This window comes from Lysinibacillus composti, from assembly GCF_016908465.1.
GTDB lineage: Bacteria > Bacillota > Bacilli > Bacillales_A > Planococcaceae > Ureibacillus > Ureibacillus composti_A.
On the sequence record NZ_JAFBDY010000010.1, the window covers coordinates 89,373 to 102,166 of the forward strand.

The 12,794-nt window shown below is 37.2% G+C and carries 12 protein-coding genes, 1 pseudogene and 1 riboswitch; of the genes and pseudogenes, 8 read left to right on the forward strand and 5 right to left on the reverse strand.

Features of this window, described 5'->3' with window-relative positions; translation table 11 throughout:
* Nucleotides 1–78 precede the first annotated feature (78 nt).
* From JOD29_RS12005 to JOD29_RS12030, 6 genes and pseudogenes are all read left to right on the forward strand, one after another.
* Complete coding sequence (locus tag JOD29_RS12005) at nt 79–1,326, forward strand: DUF4153 domain-containing protein (protein WP_124765288.1); 1,248 nt, start codon at nt 79–81, stop codon at nt 1,324–1,326.
* A 177-nt stretch (nt 1,327–1,503) separates the two neighbouring features.
* The gene (locus JOD29_RS12010) at nt 1,504–2,385 is read left to right on the forward strand and encodes a MaoC/PaaZ C-terminal domain-containing protein (protein ID WP_124765290.1); all 882 of its coding nucleotides are present in this window, start codon (nt 1,504–1,506) and stop codon (nt 2,383–2,385) included.
* A gap of 187 nt (nt 2,386–2,572) precedes the next feature.
* Nucleotides 2,573–2,881: pseudogene (locus JOD29_RS12015) on the forward strand (chromosome condensation regulator); the annotation flags it as partial.
* An 87-nt stretch (nt 2,882–2,968) separates the two neighbouring features.
* Nucleotides 2,969–3,391 (forward strand): VOC family protein, encoded by a 423-nt coding sequence (locus JOD29_RS12020; protein ID WP_124765294.1) that lies wholly within the window; start codon nt 2,969–2,971, stop codon nt 3,389–3,391.
* 204 nt (nt 3,392–3,595) lie between these two features.
* Nucleotides 3,596–3,799, forward strand: a complete 204-nt coding sequence (locus JOD29_RS12025) for a nucleic acid-binding protein (RefSeq protein WP_124765296.1) — start codon at nt 3,596–3,598, stop codon at nt 3,797–3,799.
* 291 nt (nt 3,800–4,090) lie between these two features.
* Nucleotides 4,091–5,344 (forward strand): S-layer homology domain-containing protein, encoded by a 1,254-nt coding sequence (locus tag JOD29_RS12030; protein ID WP_124765298.1) that lies wholly within the window; start codon nt 4,091–4,093, stop codon nt 5,342–5,344.
* Nucleotides 5,345–5,621: 277 nt separating this feature from the next.
* Here the strand turns inward: JOD29_RS12030 and JOD29_RS12035 are convergent, their stop codons facing one another.
* A complete protein-coding gene (locus JOD29_RS12035; RefSeq protein WP_124765300.1) occupies nt 5,622–6,188 on the reverse strand; it encodes a nitroreductase family protein in 567 nt (188 codons plus the stop codon).
* Between the two features lie 348 nt (nt 6,189–6,536).
* On the opposite strand from JOD29_RS12035, the gene JOD29_RS12040 reads away from it, so the two are divergent.
* Nucleotides 6,537–7,112, forward strand: coding sequence for a hypothetical protein (locus JOD29_RS12040; protein ID WP_239585692.1), 576 nt, complete (start codon nt 6,537–6,539; stop codon nt 7,110–7,112).
* 149 nt (nt 7,113–7,261) lie between these two features.
* On the forward strand, nt 7,262–7,759 hold the full coding sequence (locus JOD29_RS12045; protein WP_124765304.1) for a P-loop nucleotide/nucleoside kinase family protein: 498 nt from the start codon (nt 7,262–7,264) through the stop codon (nt 7,757–7,759).
* Between the two features lie 159 nt (nt 7,760–7,918).
* Here the strand turns inward: JOD29_RS12045 and JOD29_RS12050 are convergent, their stop codons facing one another.
* The 4 genes from JOD29_RS12050 to JOD29_RS12065 all read right to left on the reverse strand — a co-directional run bounded on the left by JOD29_RS12050 (nt 7,919) and on the right by JOD29_RS12065 (nt 12,779).
* On the reverse strand, nt 7,919–8,407 hold the full coding sequence (locus JOD29_RS12050; protein ID WP_124765306.1) for an SRPBCC family protein: 489 nt from the start codon (nt 8,405–8,407) through the stop codon (nt 7,919–7,921).
* Between the two features lie 156 nt (nt 8,408–8,563).
* Nucleotides 8,564–9,280 carry a hypothetical protein gene (locus JOD29_RS12055; RefSeq protein ID WP_124765308.1) on the reverse strand — a complete coding sequence of 239 codons (717 nt, stop codon included), beginning with the start codon at nt 9,278–9,280 and terminating at the stop codon, nt 8,564–8,566.
* A gap of 186 nt (nt 9,281–9,466) precedes the next feature.
* Nucleotides 9,467–10,519, reverse strand: a complete 1,053-nt coding sequence (gene cobT / locus JOD29_RS12060) for a nicotinate-nucleotide--dimethylbenzimidazole phosphoribosyltransferase (RefSeq protein ID WP_124765310.1) — start codon at nt 10,517–10,519, stop codon at nt 9,467–9,469.
* Nucleotides 10,520–10,617: 98 nt separating this feature from the next.
* Nucleotides 10,618–10,794: riboswitch (cobalamin riboswitch) on the reverse strand.
* A 218-nt stretch (nt 10,795–11,012) separates the two neighbouring features.
* Nucleotides 11,013–12,779, reverse strand: a complete 1,767-nt coding sequence (locus tag JOD29_RS12065; protein ID WP_124765312.1) for a methyl-accepting chemotaxis protein — start codon at nt 12,777–12,779, stop codon at nt 11,013–11,015.
* Nucleotides 12,780–12,794 lie beyond the last annotated feature (15 nt).

Here is a 12,794-nt window from a genome sequence, read left to right on the forward strand (position 1 = left end):
TAGCAAGCCCTTAGAAGTCAGTCTGGCAATTTTTTTAAAAGGAAACTTTATTTAACAAATATTAGAGGAGGTATAACTATGGACATGAACAATTTGATTACTGAAAATATGGCGAACCCCCATGAGCTGGAGCGAATGTATAGAAAAGACCCGAAAGCTTTTAACAAGTCATTTTCACACGCATGGGAACAAAATCCTGATTCCCCGATTCTGGGTGTTTGGTATGAAAGATTGCATTTTAAAGAGACGGCAAATACAACAGAAAAATCTCCCTTGTGCCAAAAAGGTTTCATATTCATGGGTATTTTAGCTATTCTGGCTGGGATCATCACGAGGATTATTTTCCACTTTGTTGAACAGGAAGCAATTGCTCCAATTAACCTGGCTTTTGGAATAATTCCCTTTATTGCTGCCTATTTTATTTACAATAATAATCCGAAAAAAAGTGTTATTTATACCATTGCAGCGTTGTTCCTAATTTCCGGATTTTATATTAATATGCTGCCATTAAATTACACTGACAGTATGATCCTTGCTTATTTACACCTTCCGATCTTCTTATGGGTATTAGTAGGGCTGGCTTTTGCAGGAAATGAATATTCAAAAGGCAGTACAAGATTAGCCTATATTAAATTTAATTTGGAGTTTTGTATTCTCTACGCCAGCATGGCCGTTAGCGGAATGGTACTAGCAGCATTAACTATGCAATTATTTAGCTTTGTTGGCCTCAATATAGAAGACTTTTATTTTAGTAATGTCGTTTTATTTGGTGCTGCTGCTCTTGCTATTGTGGCTGCATACCTGGTATCCATGAATCTTAAACTGGCTAAAAATATTACACCCTTTATAGCTAAAATTTTTAGTCCGCTTGTCCTCATCACATTGGTGGTCTATCTGATCACAGTTTTCTGGGTTGGAAAAAATCCATTCTTGGACCGCGATTTCCTGATCGCCTTCAACGGAATACTCCTTGGTGTATTGGCCGTTACGATATTTTCCATTACCGAGAGCGACTCAGACGAGAAAAAGAACATTTCGGATTATATCAATGTTGCTTTAATTGTTCTTGCGCTGATTATCGACAGTGTGGCGCTGTCAGCCATCGTGTTCAGACTTTCTTCTTATGGAATTAGTCCGAATCGACTTGCTGTTCTAGGAGTAAACGTGCTGGTTTGCGCAAATCTAATTTGGATTATGCTTTCTTATATTCGTTTTCTACAAAACAAAACTGGACCTTCAACGATCCAAGATGCCGTTACAAAGTATTTGCCGGTTTACGGACTTTGGGCAGCCTTCGTTATTTTTACTTTTCCAATCATTTTCTAAGCACTGTGAAATCTAATCTATATAGGTACAATTCTGTAGCGAGAATTGTGCCTTTTTCTTATATCAAATACATAAAAGCAAGATTGGAAATTTGATATAAATATAGGAGAAGGTTTGTTTTAAGTTTTATTAAGGTAAATAACAGTTATGGAAGATTTATTGAAAGGCGGAATCTGAATGGATGTTGAAAAATATATTGGACTCAGTGGTGGCTATAGAAAGTTAGAATACAATTGGAGAGACATAGCTCTATATGCACTGGCAGTAGGAGCCCATAAAGAAGATCTACACTATTATTACGAGAAAGAAATGAAAGCAATCCCTACATATGGAGCCATCCCTTATTGGAACGCAATAAATACGACACCTCAAAGACCTACTCCATATCCTGCATCCCTTATGGTCGTGGAAGAGTTACAAAGGGAATTAGGAGTGCCACTAACCTTTCTTCATATGGAACATGAATTAATCATGCATCAAACCATAGATCCTATTAAAGGCTCTTTTATATTTGAAGATGTGATAACGAATATATATGACCGGGGAAAAGATAAGGGGATTATTGTTAAAACAGAATTGAAGGTTTACGATGAAGCAGGAAATTTGGTTTGCACGAACATTTCAAGTACGGTCATTTTTGCTAAGGGCGGATTTGGTGGAGAAAAACCTCCAAAGAGTACAGTGGTAATTCCAGATCGTGAACCAGATTACGTTGTTTCTGATTATATTAGTGAGACTCAGAACATTCTTTACCGACTGACAGGGGATACCAATCATATACATGTAAATCCGGAGTTAGCAAAAGAAGCAGGTTTTCAAGTTCCTTTCATGCAGGGGTTATGTTCACTTGGATTTGCTTGCAGAATGGGAATTGAAGCAATCATTCCAAATGAACCAGAAAGAATAACCCGAATTTCCGCTCAAATGAGAAGCATTTGCTATCCTGACACTAAAGTTCAGTTTGTCGGGTGGGAGGTAGAAGGCGGAGTATACTTTAAGTTATTAAACGCTGAAACATCTGAAGCCATCCTTGATAAAGGAATCTTTGCGTATAAATAAAAAGTTTCTCCAGTTCTCCTATACGATCGTCTTTAAACAAAAGTAAGTTGATAAAACGATTACCGCAATCGACGCGATTCTGTAGAAAGAATTGTGCCCTTTTTAGGGTAAGGGCCTGTTAATGAAGTAAACTATAGTAGATATAATCCCATTATTACAAAAGGTTCCTTTTTCAAGGAGGTCAAACATGGATCACATCTTACCAAAAGAGGCGGAGTTAAAAGTAAAACGCTGGCCCAAAGAAACGATAGCAGCTGGTCGCCGTCATACTGTTGCGATTAAGTCAGATGGTACTGTATTGGCAGTAGGTGGTAATAAATATGACCAATGTGATGTAAATGGCTGGCGCAATATTGTAGCGGTCACGGCTGGTAATGTTCATATGGCAACGAACACAGGTAATACTCATACTGTCGGGCTTAAAACTGATCGTACGGTGATGGCTGTGGGGTGGAATAATCATGGCCAATGCAATGTAAGTGACTGGCGTGGTATCCAACTGCCCGGCATTAGTTAAAACAACAACACAATCACTAAAGAAGTTAATGTATAAGTATTTCAAAAATTAGAAGGAGGTATGGATATGAAGATACATAAAATAGATCATGTAGGGATCATTGTAAATGACCTTTCTGCTGCTAAAGAGTTTTTTATCGATTTTGGGCTGGATGTGCTAGGGGAAGCAGAAGTGGATGGAAAGTGGGCAGAACGGATTATTGGGCTTACTAATGTGAAGTCGACCATTGTCATGTTAGGGATGCCAGATGGCCAGGCAGCTTTGGAGTTGGTCAAATTCCATACGCCGTCAGATATTGGAATTCAGCAATCTTTTGCAAATCATATTGCCTTTGCAGTTGAAGATATTGAATCCATTGTGGCCAAATTGAAAAAGAAGGGCACGGAGGTATTTTTTGACATACAAAACTACGGAAATGCTTATAAGTTATGCTTCGTTCATGGGCCAGAAGGGATCGTTTTAGAGCTGGCGGAGAAAATCAAAAATTGAACGAGACTTTACATGAATTAGATCTCTAACTTTAAAGATGTCTTCTTAGACTTGGGTAAGCGGATCAACAACCAAGGGTGTAATTCTTCTGCAACAAGAATTGTGCTTTTTCTATAGAGAAGAGCCATTTCATTGAATATAGCAGTCGCCTCTTGGGATAACGAAGTAGATCGCTTTAAATTAGACAATAGGGGGGATGAAGGAATGAAAAGAATTTGTCATCAATGCCAAACTGAAATGATTAAGGATTGTAAAGTAAGTGTTGAAGGGGATTTCTCTGGAATTAAGATTACTCAAAAACGTAAAGGAATGTTCAATAGTATTTCCGCAAAGGCAAAAGCATCTGTATGCCCAAACTGTGGTTATGTAGCTTTCTATATTGATGAATTTAAAGATTTTGATAAGTAGAATGCTCCATAAGAGGGCGCGATTCCTAAACAAAGAATCTGCACTTTCTTACATAAATAGGCCATTTAAACTCCATAGAACATAATAGGTCTAAAGTAATAAACCATCATTTATCCAACGGGATGAATGGTGGTTTATTTTTGTTTAGGGATATAGGAATTTTAGGGTATGCAAAGCTCGGAAATACATCCATGAATTAGTAGTACTAAAATATCAAATTATCATTTATCATTAATAAAAAACTGCTATGATAGTTTGAGAATATAAGATTAATATAAAGGAGTTGTGTATTTGGTAAATACAACAAGAATAGGGATATCGCTTATCATTTTGTTACTATTTACAAATATTATCCCGTTGACTTCAAGTGCAGCTAGGGTGAATCTTTTACCGTTTGAAGATGAAGAGCTAGGAAGAAATAGTTATGCTTATTTATCGATATACGGTGTTCCATCAAACGAAATGAAAGAAGATTTTATAAACGAAATCTCTAAATATGCAGTGGAAGCAAATGAAAAGTGGGGGATCCCTGCTAGTGCTATTATTGGAATGGCCATTCTTGAAAGCGGATATGGAACAACAAGAATAGCGATCAATGCGAATAATATTTTTGGAATAAAGGTATGGGGATATAATCCGGAGTTTGCGTGGCAACTAAAGGGACAACCCGATGAAGACTATGAAGCGGTACCTGTTTTAGCAGATTATGGACAAGACCGAAAAATATACGATGAAAGCAAAAGAAGAGATAACTGGTATCGTGCGTTCGATTCTTATAAAGAAGCGGTTAATTATTTAGCAGGTAACTTGCTATTGAATCAGAGATATCGTTTCGCCAAATCAAATTATGAAGAAAGAATTAAAAGTGGATGGAGTTTGGAACAAGCATCTAAAGAATATGCTTACGATATTGCCAATGCCGGATATAACCATTTGGGCGGTGAATATTACCGAAAAAAGGTAGGCTCAATAATTGACGAACAGGATTTATCCCGCTTTGATTATAGAGGATTCAGAGATGTAAGGGGACATTGGGCTGAAAAACAAATTATGTTCTTAGCAGAAAAGGGTTGGATCTCTGGATATTCTAATGGAACATATAAACCAAATAATTCTTTAACAAGAGCTCAAGCCGCTACAATTATTAGTAACTATTTAGCGCTGACGCCAACAAATGAAATAATTTCATTTAGTGATGTGGATAAAGGCTTTTGGGCATTCAATCCGATTAGTTTAGTTGCGCAACATAAAATAATGAATGGTGTTGGCGATGGACGTTTTTCTCCTAATACCATTTTAACAAGAGCGCAAATGGCACAAATCTTCTATAGTGCTGGTTTTTATAGCAAATCTGTGAATAATCCTATGAATTCATTTTTAGATGTCGACAATAACTTTTGGGCATATATTGCGATTGAAACAATGAAACAAGAAGGAATTATGTCTGGCTATCAAGATGGACGATTTGGCCCTAATGATTTCACAACAAGAGCGCAAATGGCCGCTATTATTTATAAATTGCATGAAAAAGGGTTAAACAAATAAAATTCAGTTCTTTAAGAAGCACTTAATCGTGCTTCTTTTTTTGTATTTGAAGGTTTTATGAACTAAGAAAAAACCGCACATCATATGAGCTTAATCCAATGGGCGACAATTTAGAAAAAACGAAGCAAATTATTATAGAGGCACATTTGATTGCTGAAGGCCGACTTCAAAATAAAAAGAGTTAAACGCTAAATTAACAGAGGTACCCATAACATAAACAAGCCGTTCAGTATAAAAGCTGAACGGCTTGTTTTAGGATTATTCATTTACCTAAAGACTATTTGAATGAACCTTCAAATAAAATTTCTTCTAATGGGCGGCGACCTGATGGTATTTCTCGTTCTTGTAATTCGGGAGAAAGCATTTCTTTATCACCTTTGTAACCAATCGCGATGGCTAAGTGTACATCGAAGTTATCAGGAATGTTTAATACTTCCTTCGCCACATCTTTGTAAATACCGCTCATTGGGTGAGTGATTAAGCCTTCTTTAGCTGCTTGTAATGACAGGAATCCCCAAGCCGCGCCAGCATCAAATTCATTTGAACCTTTTGTATTATCTGAAACTACTATTGCTAACACTGGTGCATTTTTAGCCCATACGATGTTTCCTTCCATTAGGATTGGATGGAACTTTTCAAGATCAGTTTTTGTTTTAGCGACAATGAAGCGCCACGGTTGGTTGTTACCTGAAGAAGGTGCCCAACGCGCTGCTTCGAAAATTCGGTTTAATACGTCGTCTGCTACTGGTTTGTCAGCAAAAGCACGTGGAGACCAACGATTTAAAAATAAGTCTGCAATTTCGTGTTCAGCTGTACGGTAATCTTTTGCTTGAAATGTTGTCATAATAAAATCCTCCTATATATATCTAACTATTGTTAATTTTAGATGATTCAAACTAGTTTGCAAGTAAATTGACTTACAAAAAGTAAGCTTGTGATTTCTCGTAAGGGGATTAAGGAATGATAAACTTCTTGCAAATAAAATAGAATTCAACTCTATTTAACTATTTTTAAAAAAGAAATCTTAATTAGATAGGATTACTCCCAAAGTCGGGCACATACTTGAGAATCGGCCACCATTTAACGGAGTAAAGGCTTATTGTGAAAGTGGAGATAATTTGAAATAATTTAATGAAACATATTAATTGGGGGAGCGAAAATGCGGCACTTTAAAGGCTACTACTTTTTTATAATGTTTACCTTGTTATTAACAGGGTGCGCGGATGTAGAAAAATCTCCATCAAATACGAAACTAACCATTGAGTCTTACACCATGAGTGATCAGGAAAGCTTACTCATTAGTAAAACGGGTGTAGAGCAAATTGAATTTTTTAAGCTGAATGGTACATTGAAAGAAGAGGATGATTTGCAAATTTCAGTAGAGGTGTTTGAAAATGGGAAGGCGAAAGCGGAGTTACTAAAGTCTTGGGATGATATCGAAACAAAATATAAAGACAGCCTTATTTCTTTTGGAATAAGTGACAGTACAGACGAAGACCCTTCTTTAAAACTGATCAATGGTATACCTTCTGGCCTTGCTACAACGTTTTATCCAAGTAACATGACTACTTATTCTTTCAGTAAGCTAATCGACGAAAAAATAACTTTAGAAAAAAATAAACCTATTTATTTAGCAGGGTGGCTAGGCACTACTAAAAACGAGCTACGTTCAAGTGGGGTCGTAAATGGGGAACTACCCCCGGGTATAGAAGAAACTGAACTCGCATTTTTATACAAAGTTTTATGGACCGATAAAGAAAATAAATAGTTTTTAGCTAACTAACAATTGTGCGCATTTCAATTAGCTAACAAGCTGCTGAATTCAATTTAATTCAATACAATTCAGTTATGATCTCAATCAAGAAACATAAGTTTTACAAGGTGGACAACACCACTAAATTCAGGGAGATAAAAAATATGAAACAATTGGGGACGTTATATTTTTTCTGTGGGAAGATGGGGGCAGGGAAGTCCACTAAATCAAAACAAGTGGCAATAGATAAGCATGCAGTACTATTGTCAGAGGATGAATGGCTTGAATCGCTTTATCCCAAGCAGATCACATCATTTGACGACTATCTAAAATTTTCAGCACAGCTTAAGCCGTTGGTGAAAAAGCATGTCCAAAACATATTAAGTGTCGGTACGGATGTCGTGATGGACTTTCCAGCGAACACCCAAAAACTGCGAAAATGGTTTTTGGAAATAGCGTCAGAGGTCAATGCAAACCATCAACTAATTTTCCTTAATTTAACGAACGAGCAATGCTTACGTCAAATTGCACAAAGGCGTATCGAACAACCTGAAAGAGCAGCTTTTGACACGGAAGCGGTGTTTATTCAGGTTACGAATTATTTTGAAGCACCGGAATCATACGAGGGTTTAAATATTTTAGTGTTTACCGGAAAAGAATAACAAATAATTCAACACGGCTTTATAGAACAAGAAGAAATATTCGTTTATAAAGCCGATTAAAAAGCTGTTAAAAAGCTGATAATTTATATTACACAACCGGAGCTAAACAGCTTAGGTTTCACATACTTGCTGGTGTTTTGTTGACGCTAATTTAACTGCTTATATCTTTGTTAGGTATTCAGCTAATTGATTAAAGGTTCCGGAATAACCTTCCCGAGCCATCTCTTTTGAATCCTCGAAGCTTTTAATTTCTTCTTCAGTCGGAGATACGGGAGACACAACCATTGTAATCGTTGTTTTATCTTCGTCTTCGGTTAGTGTAATGATATTCATGATTTCCATAGGCCAATTTGCGTCAAAGGGGGCACGTACAGTGTTCCCTACTTCATCAGAGAAGAAACTGGTGTAAACAATTTTCTCTGGTGCAATCATTTCATCATATTTAAATTTAACCCACATTTTATTGCCATCAGCAGGTTTCTGGCTATAGTGAAAAACACCGCCCGGACGGAAATCTGATTTGGAAACCTCGAATGTCCATCCCTTTGGCCCCCACCAGTTTTTTAAGTGATCTGATTCAGTCAATGCCTTAAACACAAGTTCACGTGGGGCATTGAGAGTATGAGTGACTTTGATTTGAGTTGTCATTTGATTCCTCCAATAATGTTATTTATGAGCGAGTTCGCGTACCGGCTTTAGTAGAAAATCCTACTGCTTAGTATAAAATGATGATAATAGTAAATAAAATAAAAGATTGCCCAAAAGTTACTACTTTTGGGCGAGGGATCTGAAGTCTTTTCTTTTCTACATCATTTTCATCTCGTTTGCAATTTCTTCTTGAGTTTTATGCTTTGATTTGGCCGAACTGGAAGAAGCCTTATTAGAGGACTTACCAGCTTGCCCGTTAGAAGGTACAAACTCTTTCGCAATTTCTTCCTGGTTCTTCGGTTTTGATTTCGCCGAACTGGAAGAAGCCTTATTAGAGGACTTACCAGCTTGCCCGTTAGAAGGAACAAACTCTTTCGCAATTTCTTCCTGGTTCTTCGGTTTTGATTTCGCCGGACTGGAAGAAGCCTTGTTAGAGGACTTACTTGCTTGCCCGTTAGAAGGAACAAATTCTTTCGCAATTTCTTCTACAACATTTTTAGGTAAAACTTCCTTTGCAAGTTGCTCAAGATTGTTAGGGATTGCGTTTGCTGATGACTTTCCAGCAGTTGTATTAGAAGAACTTTTCGATTGATTTTGATTCGATGTTGGGACAAACTCTTTTGCGATTTCTTCTACAACGTCTTTAGGTAAAAACTGTTTGGCAAGTGCTTCTAAACCTTTAGTATTTGCGTTTGTCGATGGCTTTGCAGAAGGTGTGTTAGAAGAACTCTTCGATTTATTCGATGTAGGGAAAAATTCTTTCGCAATCTCTTCAACATTCTTTATTAAGGATTTTATCGGATTTCCTTGTTTCCCTTGACCTTTATTCGATTGGCCATTACTTCTATATTTCTTATGATCAAAAATTGACATCTCATCATCTCCTTCAGTACTTAATATGAGAGAAGGAGAGAGTGATTATGTCAAGAAAGGATTGTCAAATCTTACGAATAAGTTGTGGATTCAAATCAAATAAGGTGAAATATCCAAATTTTATAGAGAATTTTACTTGATCCTTTAAGGTATACCAAATCCATAACCTTTTTTTATCCGAACCAGTTACTTTAAAAGTAGCATTGCTTCTTCAAGGGTCGCCATGTTTTTCATCATCGAACATGCTGCATCCAGAATAGGGAAAGCTAAGGCTGCACCAGAACCTTCACCTAGACGCATATTCATATGCAACATCGGTTCAATGTCTAGTAATTGAGCGGCAATTTTTGCACCTGGTTCTTCAGAAGCGTGAGAGGGGATTACATATTCTTTTACTTTGGCTTCAAGTTTGTAAGCAATTAAAGCAGCTACTGTTGAAATATAGCCATCAATTACAACTGGAACGCGATTAGCTGCAGCGGCAAGGATGACACCCGCCATTCCTGCAATTTCTAATCCACCGACTTTCGCTAAAATATCAAGTGGGTCTTGTGGATTCGGTTTGTTTAATGCAATGGCTTTACGAATAACCTCTGCTTTGTACTCAATTCCTCCAGCACCCACACCTGCACCAAATCCTGTTACTTCAAGTGGATCGCAATCATGTATAACGGATAAAATCGCCGCACTCGGAGTTGTGTTGCCGATTCCCATTTCACCAGTACCAAGTAAATTAACTCCTTTTTTAATTTCTTCAGTTGCTACTTCAATACCAACTTCAATTGCTTGTACTGCTTCTTCTCTCGTCATTGCAGGACCTTTTGCCATATTATCAGTACCGTATTTTACTTTCTTTATCATGACTCCAGCATCTGTAGGAAGATCTTCTTTTACACCAATATCTACTGGGACCACTTTGGCGTTGGTAATGTTTGCGATCGCACATACACCTGTTAAGCCTCTAGGAAAACTTAACGTTTGAAAAACAGTTACGTTTTGCGGATTTGTTGTAACACCTTCATCATAAACACCGTGATCTCCAGCCATCACAATCATGGCCTTTTGATCAATATTAGGGAATAGCTCTCCCGTAATCCCAGATAGTTGGATAGCAAGAGCTTCTAGTTTTCCTAAGCTTTGGGGTGGTTTACTAAGGGCATCAACACGTTCTCTTGCTTTACCCATCATCTCTTGATCAACCGCTTGAATTTTTTCCATTGTTTCTTGTAATAATTGCATTATTTCAATTCTCCTTTTGTTTTTTATTCAATAGGAAAATAAAAAAAGTCTGCAGTTTATTCCATTACGAATAAACTACAGACTTTTCCATCGCCTATATAATTCCAAGTAAGTAGGCAGGTCTCCTGGCTCAAGATCAACATTCCATAAAACCTTCCCGGAATAGTTCCAGTGGCATTCTCTATGAAACTCACTTTTACAGTGGTGGGACCGCTAAAGATTTTCACTTTATTCCCTATTCTCCCTAATCGGGCACCTAATACTTTTATGTAGTTAACTTTACTTTACGACGGAGAAATCCATTCGTCAAGAGGGACGAGGGGACAGGTCCCTTGTCCCAAAAATAAGCCTGTAGCAATGCTGATCTTAGTTAAGATGATAGAGTTTCTCTTGTAACTATTTTTTATTCAATATTGGGAGGGGGAGTTACGGGAAATATAAAAAGGATACTACGCTTGCACATGAAGTCGTAGTATCCCATTTAAATCTGTATCTAAGAAAGCTTAAATTGTTGGATTAAATGATTTAACTCTACAGCCAATTTTTCAAGCTCCTCAGAACTCGCCGCTACTTCTTCCATTGAGCTGCTTGTTTGCTGAGAAGAGGCCGATGTTTGTTCCACACCTGCTGCAGATTCTTGTGAAATCGAAGCAATTTCCTCTATGGATGAATTCATTTCCTGGCTAGTTGATTGAATCATCATTAAACTTTCACTAACCGTTTGTATATTTTCAACCATTACTTGTACAGAATCACTAATTTTCTCAAATGTTTCGCCAGTTGTTTTAAGTTGGCTCGTTCCTTTTTCTACTTCTTTGTAGCCTGTTTGTAAGGAGATGGCCACTTCCGAAGAATCTGATTGAATTGTTTTAACGATATGCGTAATCTCCGAAACCGAACTTGCTACTTGTTCCGCGAGCTTTTTCACTTCCTTTGCTACCACTGAAAAGCCTCGTCCGTGTTCACCAGCACGAGCGGCTTCAATTGCTGCATTCAAGGCTAAAAGGTTTGTTTGTTCTGCAACTTCTCGGATGACAGTTACTAATTTTGAAATTTCCCCCGACTGAACATCTAATTGTTGAACCTTTTGAACAGAGTCTTGGACAATTCGGTCAATATTTGCCATCTGTTCAATCGATTGCATCATTAGTTTCGAACCGCCTTCAGTTAATTGTAAAACCTCATGGGATGACTGGTGGATTCTTTCGCCATTTTCATTGGCTTCTTCTACTTTCTCCACATATGTTCCCATAGCGGAGGAAAGATCAGCTGCGTGACTTGCTTGTGATTCTGTACCTGAAGCAATTTCCTCCATCGTTCTCGCAACCTGTTCAGCACCAGTTTTCACTTCATTTGCAGATTGCGTTAGTTCCTCACTATGTCCTGTAATCAATTGGGATGCTTGAGAAATATTTTGAACCATATTTTTTAATTTATCTTGCAGATGATTGATGCCATTCGCCAACTGTCCAGTTTCATCTTTAGAGCTGATTTCAAGTTGATGACGTGTTAAGTCGCCATCTGCTATATATGACATTTGTTCTGTTACTTTTTTTATTGGGTTAGAAACGTGATTTGCAAAGAACCAAATAATCAAAATACCAATGACTAATGTAATACTGATAATGATTAAATTTAATTGTAAGATTTCATTCGCAGGTTCGTTAAAATCGATCATGTAAGTACCCGCAACGACAACCAAGCCCCAATCCTCGAAAGCTTTTGAGTAGGTTACCTTTTCTTCAATTTGTTCAGGGTTATTAGGGAGAGGGTAAGAATAATATGTAAATCCGCCTCCATTTAATCCGTGATCTATGTATTCTTGTGCATAATTTTTTCCATCATTATCTTGTTTATCCCAAAGGTTACTTCCTTCATTTGTTGGATGTGCAATGAGATTCCCTTCGTTATCTGAGATAAAGACATATCCATTTTCGCCTAAGTCTAAATTTTTGTTAATGGGTCTTGTGTTATCTTGTTGTTTCTCACCAAGGATTGCTAGTTTTACTTTTTCCTTCGCCTCAACTAAGGTAAGGTCGCCATTTTCAACTTGTTCGTTTAGTACATTCATTAACTCAATTGTGTATTCAACACTATTCTTTAAATTCGTCTCTCCAAGTTCACTTAAACTATTACTACTTTTCTGAAAGCTAAATATCCCTAAAACAATCATCGGAATAGTTAGTAGCAAGATCGAAACCGTTAATAACTTACTTTTAATTGAATGAGCAAACAAACCTTTAATACTGAATTTCATCATGTTTTACATCCTCAT